The following is a 14890-nucleotide window of genomic DNA, read 5'->3' on the forward strand; positions in this document are numbered from 1 at the left end:
CTGGTCGCTCCCGTTCCTGGTGGCTCGGATCGGGGGCGACCAGCGTCTGTCCTTGGTCGCTGTGCTCTTGTTCGTGGTGGCTCGGATCCGGGGCGGCCGGCATCCGCTCAGGTCCGGTCGTCTCTTTCCCTGGCGGCCCACCAGGGGCGGGCGACGCCGTCACCAGGCGGTCAGCACGATGTGGTTGACCAGCAGCGCGGTGGCGGCCTGCACCACCAGCCAGAACCGGCGGTCGGGGCGGGGCAGCAGGGCAGCCGCGGCCGGCAGCCACACAGCGAACGGCAGCCAGATGCGCTCCACCTCGGCCTTGCTCAGCCCGGACAGGTCGGCGGCCAGAGCGGCGGCAACCCACGCCACAGCCAGCGCGGCCACCGGGGAACGCGGGATCCGGACCGCGGCCCGGCGCAGGATCGCGGCCGCGGCCGGTCCGGCGCACAGGGCCAGGGCGGCCAGATTCGCCCAGACCCAGTACGCGTACGGGCGGGCGCTGGCCAACCCCTGGTAATAGCGCACCCGTACCAGGTGATAGCCCTCCCACCACCGGAAGCCGAGCAGGGTCATGACCGCCACGACAGCGACGGCGCCCACGGCGGCCGCGAGAACGGGCCAGGCGATGCTGCGGCCAGGATCGGGTCGGGCTGACGCGATCGTCCGCCCGGACGGGCCTGACGTGATCGTCCGGGCGGGCCGGAGTGACGCGATCGCCGGGGCGGACGCCGTGCGAATCCGGCGCCTGTGGTTCAGCGCGATGAGTGCGGCTGCGGGTAGGGCGAGCAGCACCAGTCCGTACGAGAGATAGACGCACGCCGCGAGGCCGGCGCCACCCGCCACGGCCGCCACTCGGGACGGCCGGGACAGGCCCACGGCGAACAGCGCGAACGCGCCGGCCGCCGCCCCGGCGAACAGCCCGTCGGCGGACGCGCCCGTCCAGACGGCGCCGGGGAAGAGCACGAGGAACGGTGCCGCGATGCGTGCCGCCCGTTCCTGGCCCAGCGTCCGCAGCGTGATTGCAATCGCCACGCTGGCCAGGCTTCCGGCCAGGACGCAGACGGTCGCCGCCCATCCGCCGCCGCCCAGCCCGAGCCGGTCGAGGCCGACGAACACCAGCAGCGCGCCCGGGGGATGCCCGGCCACATGCGTGGTCCACGGATCGGGGCCGCCCTCGACGATGCGGTCGGTGAACCCGCGCAGCACGGCCCCGGTGTCAGTGACGCCGGGGACCTCGGCGAGGTACTCGTACTGGGTGGTCAGCCGGCCGGCCAGGCCGCGCTGCCAGCCGTCGACCAGCGCGAGCGCGAAGGTCCAGGCCACCGAGGTGGCCCACGTGACGGCCAGCATCCGCCGCCAGGGCAGGCGCTCGGCCAGGCCGGGTCCCCAGCGGATCACGGCCAGGGCGACCGCCACGGCGGCGGGGGTGCCCGGCCCGAGGTGCGGGAGCACGTGTCCGAAGAGGGGAGCGGCCGGGGCGTGCACCGGTCGCCCGGCCCAGCCGAGCAGGGCGCCGGCCAGCGCCGCGACGGCCACCAGGGCGACGACCGCGCCCAGAGCCCACCGGTCACCCGGCGACGAGGGCCCACGCCACAGCCCCGGCCGCCGGACGGCGCCCAGATCGAACCGCCTGAAAGTGCGCACCTTGAGCCGTGCGGCGGCGCGCACGTTGAACCATGCGGTGGCCCCCATGTGCGCCCGGGTGGTGGCACCTATGTCCGGCCGGGCGGTGGCGCCGTTGGTCAGACCGGCAGCGGCGGGCTCGTCCGGCCCGGCGGCGGTGGGCATGTCAGCCGCGTAGTGGCGCGGACGCGAACTCCCGCAGACCGGTGGCCGGGGCCACCGTCGCCCGGAAGCCGAGTTCGGCGGCCGCGCGGTCCGGGGCGGCCACCACGTGGCGGACGTCGCCGAGACGGAACCGGCCGGTCACCTGGGGCGCGGGCCCGCCGAAGGCGTCCGCGAGCGCGCCGGCCATCGCGCCCACGGTGGTGGGCCGGCCGGAGGCGACGTTGTACGCCCGGAAACCCGGCCCGGCGTCCAGGGCGGCCACGTTGGCCGCCGCGACGTCGCCGACGTGGACGAAATCCCTCAGCTGGCCGCCGTCCTCGTACACCTGCGGGGCCCGGCCCTGTTCCAGGGCCGACCGGAAGAGCGCCGCCACCCCGCTGTACAGGGTGTCCCGGGGCATCTTCGGCCCGTACACGTTGTGGTAGCGCAGGGCGGCCACCGCGGCGTCGTGCTCACGGGCCCAGACCGCGCACAGATGTTCCTGGGCCACCTTGGTCGCGGCGTAGACGCTGCGCGGGTCCACCGGCGAATCCTCGTCCACCAGCTCGGAGGTGAGCGGGTCGCCGCACCGCGGGCAGGGCGGCTCGAACCGGCCCCCGGTCAGGTCGGCCGGATCCCGGGGCGCCGGCCGTACCGAGCCGTGCCGCCCGCAGCGGTACGCGCCCTCGCCGTAGACCACCATGGAACTGGCCAGCACCAGCCGCCGGATCCCCGACGCGGCCATCGCGGCCAGCAGCACCGCCGTGCCGAGGTCGTTGCAACCGACGTACTCGGGCAGGTCGTCGGGGCCGGCGCCGAGCCCGACCAGGGCGGCCTGGTGCACCACCGCGTCCACGCCCCGCAGCGCGCCCTGGACGGCGGCGCGGTCGCGCAGGTCGGCCCGATGCAGCAGGGCGACCCCGGTGGGAACCTTCGGCGGTGTGCTGTGCGCGGCCGGGTGAAAGGAGTCCAGGATGGACACGTCGTGGCCCGCGCCGAGCAGAGCTGTGGTGACGGCCGAGCCGATGAAGCCGGCGCCGCCGGTCACGAGAATGTGGGTCACGCCAGCGACCGTAGGGCCCGTCCGGGGGTCGCGGCACCGCCGGCGACGGATCCGTCAGTGGTTCGTAAGGACTGGCCCCGGCGTTCGCGTTCCGTAAGATCCAGCCGCCCGGAACGCGGCTAACTTCCAGCTCATGACCGATGTGGTGTTGCCCTGCCTGAACGAGGCCGCGGCCCTGGGGTGGCTGCTCGACCGGATGCCGGCCGGCTACCGGCCGATCCTGGCCGACAACGGCTCCACCGACGGCTCGCGCGAGGTCGCCCGCCGGCACGGGGCCCGGGTGATCGAGGTGCCCCAGCGGGGCTACGGCGCCGCCGTGCACGCCGGGATCCTCGCCGCCGACCCGGACGACGGCGTGGTGTGCGTGCTCGACGCTGACGGCTCGTTCGACCCGGCCGAGCTTCCCCGCCTGGCCGGCCCGGTCCGCGACGGCGACGCCGACCTGGTGTGCGGGCGCCGCCGGCCGACCGGCATCCGGGCCTGGCCCGTGCACGCCCGCGCCGGCAACGCGGTCGTCGCCCGCCGCGTCCGCCGGGCCACCGGCCTGCCCGTGCACGACATCGCCCCGATGCGGGCGGCGCGGCACGACGCGCTGCTCGCCCTTGACCTGCGGGACCGCCGCTTCGGCTACCCCCTCGAACTGCTGCTCGCCGCGGCTGGGGCCGGCTGGCGGGTCCGCGAGCTCGACGTCACCTACCGCCCCCGGGCCGCCGGGACACACTCGAAGGTGACCGGCACGGTGCGGGGCACCGTGCGGGCGATCCAGGACATGCGGGCGGTGCTGGCCCGATGATCCAGGTGCTCGTGATGGCCAAGGCCCCGGTGCCGGGACGGGTGAAGACGCGGCTCTGCCCGCCGTGCACCCCGGAAGAGGCCGCAGCGATCGCCGAAGCCGCGCTGGCCGACACGCTGGCCACCGTCGGTCGCGTTCCGCTGGTGCGGCGGACGCTCGTGCTGGACGGCTCCTGTCCGGTGCCGCGAGGCTGGTCGTCGGTGCCGCAGCGCGGCGCCGGGCTGGGGGAGCGGCTGGCGCACGCGTTCGCCGACACCAGCCTGCCCGGCGTGCCGGCGCTGCTGATCGGGATGGACACCCCGCAGCTGACCGAAAGACTGGTGCAGCAGGCGGCCGAGGCGCTGGCCGACGCCCCGGCGGTGCTGGGCCCGGCCCGGGACGGCGGGTGGTGGGCGCTCGGACTGCATGCCGCGGACGACGCCCGCGTGTTGCCGGGGGTGCCGATGTCCACACCGGACACCGGGGCGCTGACGCTCGCCGCTCTGCGTGGTCGCGACCTCCGGCCCGCGGTGCTGCCGTCCCTGCGCGACGTCGACACCGCCGCCGACGCGGTCGAGGTGGCCGCGCTCTGCCCCGCCGCCGGCCGCTTCCCGCGCGCCGTCGCGCGTTTCCTGCCCGTCGCGACCACCGGAGCCACGTCGTGAACGCCGTCCCCTGTCTCCGGCCCGCTGTGACGGCCGTGAGCGCAGTCGCGCTCGCCGGGGCGAGGTCGTGAACCCCACGAATGTGGCGTGCCCGCCGGGGGAGCAGGTTGCCCTCGACCTGTACGACCGGGTCCTGGCCCGGGCTGCCGCCGGCGTGGACGGCACGCTCGTTCTGCGGGACCCGAGCGGGCGCGAGCACCGGGTCGACGCCGCGAGCTGGTGCCGCCCGCACCGGCCCGGCGACGGCGGTCTGCTCGACCGGTGCCGCGGCGCGACCCTGGACGTCGGCTGCGGCCCGGGCCGGCTCGCCGGGGCGCTGCTGGAGCGCGGACGACCGGCCCTGGGCATCGATGTCAGCCCGACGGCCGTCCGGCTCGCCCGCCTACGCGGAGCCCTCGCCCTGTGCCGGGACGCCTTCGCGCCGGTTCCGGGACAGGGGCGGTGGGAGCACCTGCTGCTGGCCGACGGCAACATCGGCATCGGCGGTGACCCGGCCGCCCTGTTGCGCCGGTGCCGCGACCTGCTCGCGCCGCACGGCCGGCTGCACGTCGAGCTCGAGCCGCCCGGCACCCGCAGCTGGAATGGCCGGGCCACCCTGCACGACGGCGACGGCGACGGCGACGGTGACGGCACCGACCACAGCGGTGGCGCGCCGATGCGCTGGGCCCAGGTGGCTGCCGACGACCTCGCGCCCCTGGCCGGCACGGCCGGCCTGTTCATCCGGACGACCTGGACGGAGGAGGACCGATGGTTCGCGACCTTGGCGCCGGCCTGAGGCGGATCGCGGAACGGATCCCGGAGCCCGGCGATTTCCGATCGCCCCTGCGGTCGGTGCGGCTGACCACCGTGCTCGGCATCGCGCTCGGGGTGGCGTTCGGTGTCTGCTTCCTGACCGGCGTGCTGAGCCACTTCATCCAGCATCCGCCGTTCTGGTTCCGGTGGCCGTCCCGGCCGGTCGGCCTCTACCGGTTCACCCAGGGCCTGCACGTGGCGACCGGGCTGGCCACGGTGCCCCTGCTCGGCGCCAAGCTCTGGTCGGTCTACCCGCGGCTGTTCGTCCGGCCGCCGCTGCACGGCCTCCGGCACGCCGCCGAGCGGCTCGCGATCGCCGCCCTGGTCGCCGCCGCCCTGTTCCAGGTGGTCTCCGGGGTGCTGAACGTCGCGCGCTGGTACGCCCCGATGCCCTTCTTCTTCACGGCCGGGCACTACTGGATCGCCTGGCTCGCCGTCGGCGCCCTCCTGGTGCATCTCGGCGTCCAACTGCCTGTGGTCCGGGCCGCCCTGCGCCGTCCCGCACCGGCCGGCGCCGACGGGATCGGGCGGCGGCAGGTGCTCGTCGCCGTGGGCGCGGCCGCGGGCGTCGTCACCCTGGCCACGATCGGCCAGACCGTCCGGCCGCTGGCCGCGGTGAGCGTGCTGGCCCCCCGGCGTCCCGGCACGGGACCGCAGGGGCTGCCGGTGAACAAGACCGCCGCGGCCGCCGGCGTCGGCCCGGCCGCTCTCGACCCGGCGTACCGCCTCGTCCTCGCCGGTTTCGGGCGCAGCATCACCTTGAGCCGGACCGACCTGGACGCGATGCCGCAGCACACCGCGGCGCTGCCGATCGCCTGCGTGGAGGGCTGGAGCGCGACCGGCACGTGGTCGGGGGTGCGGCTGCGTGACCTGGTCGCCCTTGTCGGCGGCGATCCGGCCGGCTGCGAGGCCGTGATCGAGTCGCTGGAGGCGGCCGGGCGGTACCGCATGTCCGTGCTGCCCGGCCCGCATCTGGCCGACGACCTCACCCTGCTCGCGCTGCGTCTCGGCGGCGAGCCCCTCGACCTCGACCACGGCTTTCCGGCGCGGATCATCGCCCCCAACCGGCCCGGCGTCCTGCAGACCAAATGGGTCGGGCGGATCACCGTGCGGAGAACCCGGTGAGGCGCGCCCTGGTCGTCGTGGGCGCGCTGGTCATGGCGTACGCCGTGGCCGGCGCCGTCGGCGACGCGGCGCTGAACCTGGTGGGGGTGGCGGTGTTCCTGGTCGCCGTCCTGGCCCTGCACGACGCCTTGTTCCTGCCGATCGTGCTGGCCGCCGGCGCGTTGATCCGCCGTCTCGTCCCGCCGCCGTGGCAGGCGACCGTGCGCTGGGCGGCCGTGGCCGGTGTGGCCGTCCTGATCGTCGGCCTGCCCCTGGCCTGGGGTTTCGGCCGGGACGCGGGGAATCCGACGGTGCTGCCCCGGCCGTACGGCGCCGGTCTGGGTCTCGTTCTGGCCGCGATCGCCGTGAGCGCGGTGGCCGGCCGTAAGGGAATCGAAAGGTGGCGCCGGCGGCGGCCGCCGCCCCCGCCTGGGTAGCCTCCGAGCGTGACCCATCAGGTTCTCGTGGTCGACGACGACCCGACCGTCAGCGATGTCGTCCGCCGCTACCTCGAACAGGACGGCTGCCGGGTGCGGCTGGTCGGCGACGGCCTCGCCGCGCTGGCCGCCGTCGACGCCGAGCGCCCGGACCTCGTCGTGCTCGACCTGATGCTCGGCGGTGTCGACGGGCTCGAGGTGTGCCGCCGGCTGCGGCGCGATCGGCCGGACCTGCCGGTCGTCATGTTGACGGCGCTGGGGGAGGAGAGCGACCGGGTGCTCGGTCTCGAGGTGGGCGCGGACGACTACGTGACCAAGCCGTTCAGCCCGCGCGAGCTGGTGCTGCGGGTGCGGTCGGTGTTGCGCCGGACAGCACCGGCGGCGCCACCGGGCCCGGCGTTGCTGCGCGACGGCGACCTGACGGCTGACACCGGACGGCGGACCGCGGAACTCGCCGGACATCCGCTGGCGCTGACGGTGCGCGAGTTCGACCTGCTCGAGTTCCTGCTGCGCCATCCGGGCCGGGCCTTCTCCCGGGCGCAACTGCTCGACCAGGTGTGGGGCTGGCAGTTCGGCGACCAGTCGACCGTCACGGTCCACGTCCGCCGCCTGCGCGAGAAGATCGAGGCCGACCCGGCCGCGCCGGTGCGCCTGCTGACCGTGTGGGGCGTCGGCTACCGCTACGAGACTGCCGGCCATGCGTGACATCCTGCTGATCGGCCTGTACTCGCTGGCCGCGGGCGGGGTGGTCGGCGTCTTCGGGGCGATCGCGCTGCGGATGCTGCGCGGGCGGTCCGTCGCTGTGCACGTGTGCGTGCTGCTGGCCATCACCGTGGCCGCGGTCGTGGCCGGGGTGGTCACCGTCGCGCGGGCCATGTTCCTGTCCCGTCACGACATGCAGGTCGTCCTGCTCACCGTGGCCGCCTCGGCGGTGGTCAGTCTGGCCGTCGGGGTGATCTTCGGGCGCCGGCTGGCCGCCGCGGCCATGTGGGCGGCGCAGGCCCGGGAACAGGAGAGGCGGATGGAGGCCGGCCGCCGCGATCTGGTCGCCTGGGTCTCGCACGATCTGCGGACGCCGCTCGCCGGGCTCCGGGCGATGACCGAGGCCCTGCAGGACGGCGTCGTTGCCGACCGGGCCACCGTCGCCGTCTACCACGAGCGGATCCGCGCCGAGACCGACCGGATGAGCGGCCTGGTCGACGACCTCTTCGAGCTGTCCCGGATCCACGCCGGCGCGCTGCGCCTCGCCCCGGCCGACCTGCCCCTGGCCGACGTGGTGTCCGACGCCGTGGCCGCGGTCGCGCCGTTGGCCGGCCGCCGGGGGATCCGGGTCGTGGCCGGGCAGCACGAGTGGCCCGTGGTGACCGCGGGCCCAGCTGAGCTCAACCGGATCCTCGACAATCTGCTCACCAACTCGGTGCGGTACACCCCGGCCGAGGGGACCGTCCGGATCGACGCCGGGCGGGACGGCCGCACGGTGTGGTTCTCGGTGTCGGACAGCTGCGGCGGCATCCCCGACGAGGACCTCGCGCGCGTGTTCGACGTCGCCTTCCGCGGCACCCGCGCCCGCACCCCCGGGGCCGCCGGCGGGGGCGGACTCGGCCTGGCAATCGTCCGGGGCCTGGTCGAGGCGCACGGCGGGCAGGTGCACGCCCGTAACGTCGCCGGTGGTTGCCGCTTCGAGGTGCGCCTGCCGGCGAGCCCGTAGGCTCGTCCCGCAGAACCGCTCAGCCCTTTCCGGTCCGGTGCCGATCGGGGGAGTGTGCGGTCTGCTCGCAGTGCGCTCGGCTATTGGCGATCCGCGACGTTGCCGTTGCTGATCTGGCTGCTGCTGGCCGTGATCGCCACGACCGGGCTGCTGTGGCAGCAGCGGGACAGCCGCCAGGCGGTGGCCCAGCGCTTCGAGTTGCGCGTGTCGCTGATGCGGGACTTCGTCACCAGCTACACCGCCGACCTCATCGAGCGCGAGGCCGTGCAGGCCCGCGCCTCCCTGACCGGCGCTTCCGTCGGGGCGGACCAGTTCGCCCAGGCAGTCGCGGGTTTCGGCTACCCGGCCGCCGTGCTGATCGATAGTCGCGGGCGGGCCCTGCAGGTGAGACCGTCCGACCCGGCGGTGATCGGCACGGACCTGACGTCGCGGTACGCCCATCTGCGCACCGCGCTGCGCGAGGGCCGCCCGGCGGTGTCGCCCGTCGTGCGTTCGGCAGTCCGGGGTGTGCCGGTGGTCGCGTTCGCCGTGCCGTTCGACTCCCTGTCGGGGCGGCGGGTGTTCTCCGGGGCGGTAACTGTGCGCGACGGACCGCTGTCGGCCTATCTGACCAGCGCCCTGTCCTTGTCCGGGGCGCAGATTCAGCTGGTCGACTCGGCCGGCAGCATCGTCGCCGCCAACCGGCCGCTCGACGCCGACATCCGCACGCTGGCCGAGGAGAACGGGCCGCTCGCCGCGGCCGTGCGGCAGGGCGACCACGGTCGCTACCGGGCCGGCGATCAGTGGTGGCGGTACTCGTCCACCCCCATCGCCGGCACGCCGTGGAACCTGTCGGCCACCGTCAGCGAGAACGTGCTGTACGCGGCCCAGGCCGACAACGAGATCGCCGGCCGGGCCGCGCTGATCGGCTCGGCCGTGGTCGGGCTGATGGTCGTCGTGGCCATCGCCCGCGCTCGCCGCAGCCACCAGGATCTGACCAGCAGCGAGCAACGGTTCCGCAAGATCTTCGACGACTCGGCCATCGGCATGACGCTCACCGACCGCCACGGCCGGTTCATCCGCGTCAACCCGGCGGCCTGCCGGCTGTTCGGCCGCACCGAGGCCGATCTGATCGGCCGCCGGTTCACCGACATGATCCACCCCGACGACCTCGAGGCGGTCCGGGCCCACGGTCGCGCCTTCCTCGAACAGCGCGCCGACAGCTTCCGCCGAGAGGTCCGGTATGTGCACGCCGACGGGCACATCCGCGAGACCGCGACCACGAGCGCCCTGTTGCGCGATGGCGACGGGCGTCCGACGCACTTCGCCACCCAGATCGTCGACATGACCGAGCGTCGCGCCCTGGAGCGGGCCCGGCTGGCCGGCGAGGCCGAACTCGAGCAACGCGCCCAGCAGCTCCAGGAGGCCAACGCCCACCTGGCCGACTTCATCGCGATGCTCAGCCACGACGTCCAGCAGCCTCTCACCAAGATCGTGGGGCTGGGCGAGCTGCTCCTCGAGGACTGGGACCATTCGTCCGAGGGTGACAAGCACAGCGACGTCCGGCGCATCACCTCGGCCGGGCACCGGGCGAGCGAGCTGGTCAACGACGTCCTCACGCTCGCCCGGCTCGACGCCGGCGCCATGCGGGCCCGGCCCGTCAGCCTCGACCTCTGCCACGTGGTCCGCGGCGTCGTCAGCGCCCACCAGGCCGGCGAAAGCACACCGGTCCGGGTCGTCGCCCCGGATCAGACCCGGGGGCGGGCCGACCGCAAGCTCCTGGAGCTGATCCTCGGCAACCTGCTGAGCAACGCCACCAAGTATGGGGAACCTCCGATCGAGGTGACCGTGGCCAACCGCCCCGACCATGTCGAGATCCGGGTGGCGGACCACGGCGAGGGCGTGCCGGTGTCGTTCGTGCCGCGCCTGTTCGACCGGTTCGCCCGCGCCGAGACCGGGGTTGCCGTCAGCACGAGCGGCACGGGCCTCGGCCTCTATCTGGTGCGGCAGCTGGCCGAGGCCAGCGGTCTGGAGATCGCCTATCAGCCGAACGAGCCGCGCGGCGCCGCCTTCGTGGTCACCGTCCCGTACAGCCGCGAGGACAGGCCGTCGCCGGCCCGGCCGGGATTCAGCCGGGCCGGCCTGAGAGCGCACGGCATGGACCCGGCAGAGCAGGACAGTGCCCGCCATGCGGGGTGACGAATCGGGGTGCCTCGGCCCGCCGGCGGTTCCCCCGTGGCGGCTGACCCGCACGCTCACCGCGGCCATCGCCGTGGACGCGGTCGCCTGGGTGTGGTTCCTGATCGGCCTGCTCCGCCCGACACCCCAGTGGGCCGGCTGGATGCTGCTCCTGTTCGCCGTCCCGATCGCCGCCGTCACGTCCTGGCGGGCCGGGGCCGCCGGGCGGACCTTCTGGCGGTACGTCTCGGCGGGCATGATCGGCCTGGGCCTGGCCTCGGCCGCCGCGGCCCGCGACTACTTCAGCGGCGACCAGCCCGGTCAGCAGATCGGCGGTCTCACGGCGATGCTCTACATCGCGGGTCTGCTGCTGATGCTGCTGGGCCTGTTGCGCATCCCCGGCGCGCAGCGGACCGGCATGGAGTGGACGCGCTTCGGGCTGGATGTCGCGACGATGGTCGTCACCGTCCTGGTCTTCGGCTGGTACCTGGTTCTGCCGCGCTGGGAGAGCTGGACCGACGGCAGCGCCGCGGGCACGGCCTCGGTGGTGGTCGTCGGCACCGCCGCGATCATCGGCATGCTGGCCTTCGTCAAGGTCTCCTTCACCGGCACCGGCCCGATCGATCGTCGCGCCCTCTACATCCTGACGCTGACCGGCGCGGTCGGGGCCGTCGGCGGCGCCATGGCGCCCCTGCTCGCCGAGCGCCCCTACCTGAACACCGGGCACGTGCTGCTGCCGACCACGAGCCTGCTGGTCTGTCTGGCGGCCGACCGTCAGCTGCGGGCCACCCGCGCCGGTCGGCCCGCATCCCGGCCGCTGTCGCGCCGGCCGAGCGTGCTGCCGTACACGGCGGTGCTGGCCACCGGCGCGCTGCTGCTGACCGGCGCCGTCACCCGGGCGCCGGACCTGCTGGCGGTCGCGGTCGGCGCGGTCGCCGTCACGCTGCTGGTCGCGACCCGGCAGATCGTCGCCCTGCGGGACAACGCCCGGTTGCTCGACGACCTCGACGCCCGCCAGCGGGAACTCGCCCACCAGGCCGGCCACGACAGCCTCACCGGTCTGGCCAACCGCGCCGTGCTGATCACGGAGATCGACGCCGCGCTGGCCGAAGGACCGGCGGGCGTGAGCGTCGCCCTGATCGACCTGGACGACTTCAAGGCCATCAACGACGACCTCGGGCACGCCGTGGGCGACGCGCTTCTCGTCTCGGTGGCAGATCGGATCGCCGCCCAGCTGCCGGCCGGCGCCGTGCTGGCCCGGCTGGGCGGCGACGAGTACGCCGTCCTGCTGCGGGGCGGGCATTGCGCCGCCCTCGCGGCGATCGCCGCCGGCCTGCGCCGGCCGCTGCCGGCCGCCGCTCACGAGTTGGTCGTCGAGGCGAGCGTGGGGCTGGCCGAGGCCCGCGCCGGCGACACCGCGAGCGAGTTGATCCGCCGGGCCGACGTCGCGATGTACGAGGCCAAGGGACAGGGCAAGGGCCGGCACGTGGTCTTCGACGACCGGATGGACCAGCGCACCGCCGAGCAGTCCCGGCTCGCCGCCGACCTGCGCAGCGCGCTCGACACCGACCAGTTGCACCTGCTCTACCAGCCGATCGTCGCGATGCCGGGCGGTGAGCTGGCCGCGGTCGAGGCACTGGTGCGCTGGACCCACCCGGAGCGCGGTCCGATCGGGCCCGCGGTGTTCATCCCCGCCGCCGAGCGCACCGGTCTGATCGTGCCGCTGGGCGCCTGGATCCTCGAGCAGGCGTGCCGGCAGGCCATCCGGTGGCAGCAGGCGATGGGCGCCGCCGCACCCGGTTCGGTCAGCGTGAACGTCTCCGCACGACAGCTGCGCGAAGCTGGGTTCGCCGGTGAGGTCGCCGCCGTGCTCCGGCGTACGGGCCTGCCGCCGCACGTCCTCACCGTCGAGGTCACCGAGACCGCGGTGTTCGACGGCGGCACGGCGCTCGACGAGCTGAAGTCCATCGCCGCCCTGGGCGTCAAGATCGCGCTGGACGACTTCGGCACCGGCCATTCCTCGCTGGGACTGCTGCGTACGTGCCCGGCCGACGTCCTGAAGGTCGACAAGTCGTTCGTCGACGACGTGACCGCCGACGGCCCGCAGGCGGTGGTGGTGGCCGCCCTGATCAGCATCTGTGACGGCATGCGGCTCCGTGCTGTCGCCGAGGGCGTCGAGACCGCCGAGCAGGCCGCCCGGCTGTACGAGCTCGGCTACCGCTACGCCCAGGGCTACTTCTACGGCCGCCCGATGCCGCCCGAGGCCATCGCCGCCTGTCGTCCGGCGCACGACCCGGCCACCCAGCTGATCGACAGCTGACCCGGCTTCCGAAGCGTCCCCGTGTGGGCACCCGTCGACGCACGGATGGCGGTGGTGACACCCTGTCGCGTGATGCCCGGGCCTGCTCCTTCCCCCGAAGCGTCGCCTCAGTTCTGTGCCGCCGGGATGCCGAGCCGGTCGAGGAGAGCGCGTACGCGGCGTTCCAGGTCGTCGTGGATCGGGCGAACGGCGGCCACGCCGAGCCCGGCCGGGTCGTCCAGTTTCCAGTCCTCGTAGCGCTTTCCGGGGAAGACCGGGCAGGCGTCGCCGCAGCCCATGGTGATGATGACGTCGGAGTCCTGCGCGACCTCGTACTCGAGGACCTTGGGCTTCTGGGCGGTGATGTCGATGCCGGCCTCGCGCATGGCCTCGACGGCGGCCGGGTTGACGGTCTCGGCGGGGGCTGAGCCGGCGGAGCGGACTTCCACGGCGTCGCCGGCGAGGTGGCGCAGCCAGCCGGCGGCCATCTGGGAGCGGCCGGCGTTGTGGACGCAGACGAACAGGACGCTGGGCTTGTCACTCATGTGTCGATCCTTCGGGTAGCAGTGTTGTGCCCGGCGACGACGTCGCCGGCGGTTCGTCCGGCGTCGGGATACAGGGCGAGCAGCAGGCCGGCCCCGGCGAGCAGGCCGACGATCTGGGCGATGACGAAGCCGGGCACGGAAGCCGGTTCGATGCCGGCGAACGTGTCGGTGAAGGCGCGCCCGACGGTGACGGCCGGGTTGGCGAAGCTGGTGGACGAGGTGAACCAGTCCGACGGCGGCGGGAGCGACCGCGGCGCCGCCGGACCGGACGACGGCGAAGATGAGCAGCACCAACCCGGCGGTGGCGACGACCTCGCCGAGCCACAGGTGGCCGGCCGAGCGCTCCTGGGCCGAGAACGTCACCGGCGCCAGGTCGAACATCAGGTTGGCCAGCACCGAACCGGCAATCGCCCCGGCCGTCTGCGCGACGATGTATCCGGCCAGATCAGTGCCGGACAGGCCGGTTCCGGCGCGGCGCCCCAGAAACCAGTCGGCGGCGGACACGACGGGGTTGAAGTGCGCTCCGGAGACGGGACCGAAGGTCAAAATCAGGGCGCCGAGCGCGAGCGCCGTCGCGATCGAGTTCGGCAGCAGTTGAAGCCCCACATCGCCGGGCGACAGCGTGGTGGCCTGTGGTGCCGGCCGGATCGAGCTCGAGGCCGTGACGATGCGCGACCTTGACCGCGCGCGGGTGGACCCGGGCCGCCGGCTTCGTGCCGGCAGAGGCCACAGCGCCGCCGATCCTCCTGTGCCACAGGGCGGCGGCCAGCTGCGAGCGGGCCGAGTTGTGCGTGCACACGAACACCACGCGCTCGACCCGCGGCAAAGGTGGCGGGGACAGGGAGGCGAGAACATGCGGCTGCAGGCGCACGTACGTGCGGCGCCGGTCGCCCTCGGACCGGCTGCGGGCGATCAGCCCGGCCTCCCGCAGCACCTTCAGGTGATGGGCGACCAGGTTGGTCGGCAGGCCGAGCGCCTGGCCGATCTCGCCCGGTGCGGCATCGCCGAGCGTGAGGGCGTCGACTATCGCCAGACGCGCCGGATCGCCCAGTGCGGCGTGGACGCGCGCCCGCGCCCGCAGAGATGAAGACTCATCAGACATTGAGTCAATAATTGATGAGCTATCGTCCGGCAGTCAAGCGGGACGTGCGGTGTCTCAGTTGCCGGCGGCTCAGGCGTCGATGTCGAGCAGCGCCGACAGCTGCCGCATCAGCGCCGGCTGGGCGCGGTAGTAGACCCAGCTGGCCCGGCGCTCGGCGGTCACCAGGCCGGACTCCTTGAGCACCTTCAGGTGGTGCGAGATGGTCGGCCCGGACAGATCGAACGCCGGGGTGAGGTCGCAGACGCAGATCTCGCCACCGGCCGCGGAGGCGATCATCGACATCAGCTGCAGTCGGATCGGATCGCCGAGGGCCTTGAAGGCCTGCGACAGTGCGCCTGCCGCCTCCGGCGGGATCCGGCTCGCGGCCAGGGGCGCGCAGCACGCCGTCGCGTCCGGGTCGATGACGGCGGCGGTCGCGGCTGATTTCGACATTCCTCGACCTTGACAGATGTCGAAACCGCATGCAAGCCTCGGATTCGACAAACGTCAAG

At 74.2% G+C, this 14890-nt stretch carries 12 protein-coding genes and 2 pseudogenes; 9 read left to right on the forward strand and 5 right to left on the reverse strand.

Annotation, left to right across the window (positions count from 1 at the left end):
• Nucleotides 1-159: 159 nt before the first annotated feature.
• Both KXC43_RS28565 and KXC43_RS28570 read right to left on the reverse strand, forming a co-directional pair.
• Nucleotides 160-1776 carry a hypothetical protein gene (locus tag KXC43_RS28565; protein ID WP_255644940.1) on the reverse strand — a complete coding sequence of 539 codons (1617 nt, stop codon included), beginning with the start codon at nt 1774-1776 and terminating at the stop codon, nt 160-162.
• Between the two features lies 1 nt (nt 1777).
• Nucleotides 1778-2818, reverse strand: coding sequence for an NAD-dependent epimerase/dehydratase family protein (locus tag KXC43_RS28570; RefSeq protein WP_308129292.1), 1041 nt, complete (start codon nt 2816-2818; stop codon nt 1778-1780).
• Between the two features lie 133 nt (nt 2819-2951).
• Between KXC43_RS28570 and KXC43_RS28575 the strand changes: the two genes are divergently transcribed.
• The 9 genes from KXC43_RS28575 to KXC43_RS28615 all read left to right on the forward strand — a co-directional run bounded on the left by KXC43_RS28575 (nt 2952) and on the right by KXC43_RS28615 (nt 12773).
• Entirely contained in the window at nt 2952-3611 is a 660-nt protein-coding gene (locus KXC43_RS28575; RefSeq protein ID WP_221379245.1) for a glycosyltransferase family 2 protein, read from the forward strand.
• A complete protein-coding gene (locus KXC43_RS28580) occupies nt 3608-4255 on the forward strand; it encodes a TIGR04282 family arsenosugar biosynthesis glycosyltransferase (protein ID WP_221379246.1) in 648 nt (215 codons plus the stop codon). Before KXC43_RS28575 ends, KXC43_RS28580 begins: the two co-directional genes overlap by 4 nt.
• Before the next feature lie 67 nt (nt 4256-4322).
• Nucleotides 4323-5030, forward strand: coding sequence for a class I SAM-dependent methyltransferase (locus KXC43_RS28585; protein WP_221379247.1), 708 nt, complete (start codon nt 4323-4325; stop codon nt 5028-5030).
• A complete protein-coding gene (locus KXC43_RS28590) occupies nt 5003-6172 on the forward strand; it encodes a molybdopterin-dependent oxidoreductase (RefSeq protein WP_221379248.1) in 1170 nt (389 codons plus the stop codon). The genes KXC43_RS28585 and KXC43_RS28590 overlap by 28 nt, the downstream gene beginning before the upstream one ends.
• On the forward strand, nt 6169-6588 hold the full coding sequence (locus KXC43_RS28595) for a hypothetical protein (protein WP_221379249.1): 420 nt from the start codon (nt 6169-6171) through the stop codon (nt 6586-6588). The genes KXC43_RS28590 and KXC43_RS28595 overlap by 4 nt, the downstream gene beginning before the upstream one ends.
• 9 nt (nt 6589-6597) lie before the next feature.
• Nucleotides 6598-7293, forward strand: a complete 696-nt coding sequence (locus tag KXC43_RS28600) for a response regulator transcription factor (protein ID WP_221379250.1) — start codon at nt 6598-6600, stop codon at nt 7291-7293.
• Nucleotides 7286-8296 carry a sensor histidine kinase gene (locus KXC43_RS28605; RefSeq protein ID WP_221379251.1) on the forward strand — a complete coding sequence of 337 codons (1011 nt, stop codon included), beginning with the start codon at nt 7286-7288 and terminating at the stop codon, nt 8294-8296. Before KXC43_RS28600 ends, KXC43_RS28605 begins: the two co-directional genes overlap by 8 nt.
• 99 nt (nt 8297-8395) lie before the next feature.
• Nucleotides 8396-10474 (forward strand): sensor histidine kinase, encoded by a 2079-nt coding sequence (locus KXC43_RS28610; RefSeq protein ID WP_221379252.1) that lies wholly within the window; start codon nt 8396-8398, stop codon nt 10472-10474.
• A complete protein-coding gene (locus tag KXC43_RS28615; RefSeq protein ID WP_221379253.1) occupies nt 10464-12773 on the forward strand; it encodes a putative bifunctional diguanylate cyclase/phosphodiesterase in 2310 nt (769 codons plus the stop codon). The genes KXC43_RS28610 and KXC43_RS28615 overlap by 11 nt, the downstream gene beginning before the upstream one ends.
• Nucleotides 12774-12880: 107 nt before the next feature.
• On the opposite strand, the pseudogene KXC43_RS53585 reads toward KXC43_RS28615, so the two are convergent.
• The 3 genes and pseudogenes from KXC43_RS53585 to KXC43_RS28635 form a co-directional block, all read right to left on the reverse strand.
• Nucleotides 12881-13927: pseudogene (locus KXC43_RS53585) on the reverse strand (arsenate reductase/protein-tyrosine-phosphatase family protein); the annotation flags it as partial.
• Nucleotides 13928-14003: 76 nt separating this feature from the next.
• A pseudogene (locus KXC43_RS53590) lies at nt 14004-14399 on the reverse strand (ArsR/SmtB family transcription factor); the annotation flags it as partial.
• A gap of 69 nt (nt 14400-14468) precedes the next feature.
• A complete protein-coding gene (locus KXC43_RS28635) occupies nt 14469-14831 on the reverse strand; it encodes an ArsR/SmtB family transcription factor (RefSeq protein WP_221379255.1) in 363 nt (120 codons plus the stop codon).
• Nucleotides 14832-14890 lie beyond the last annotated feature (59 nt).

It is taken from the genome of Paractinoplanes polyasparticus, from assembly GCF_019710575.1.
GTDB classification, from domain to species: Bacteria; Actinomycetota; Actinomycetes; order Mycobacteriales; family Micromonosporaceae; genus Actinoplanes; species Actinoplanes polyasparticus.

Excerpts from the sequence above, each read along its gene's own strand:
- KXC43_RS28565 (WP_255644940.1), bottom strand. The coding sequence starts at position 1,776 with ATGCCCACCGCCGCCGGGCCGGACGAGCCCGCCGCTGCCGGTCTGACC.
- KXC43_RS28575 (WP_221379245.1), top strand. The coding sequence starts at position 2,952 with ATGACCGATGTGGTGTTGCCCTGCCTGAACGAGGCCGCGGCCCTGGGG.
- KXC43_RS28580 (WP_221379246.1), top strand. The coding sequence starts at position 3,608 with ATGATCCAGGTGCTCGTGATGGCCAAGGCCCCGGTGCCGGGACGGGTG.
- KXC43_RS28590 (WP_221379248.1), top strand. The coding sequence starts at position 5,003 with ATGGTTCGCGACCTTGGCGCCGGCCTGAGGCGGATCGCGGAACGGATC.
- KXC43_RS28605 (WP_221379251.1), top strand. The coding sequence starts at position 7,286 with ATGCGTGACATCCTGCTGATCGGCCTGTACTCGCTGGCCGCGGGCGGG.
- KXC43_RS28615 (WP_221379253.1), top strand. The coding sequence starts at position 10,464 with ATGCGGGGTGACGAATCGGGGTGCCTCGGCCCGCCGGCGGTTCCCCCG.
- KXC43_RS28635 (WP_221379255.1), bottom strand. The coding sequence starts at position 14,831 with ATGTCGAAATCAGCCGCGACCGCCGCCGTCATCGACCCGGACGCGACG.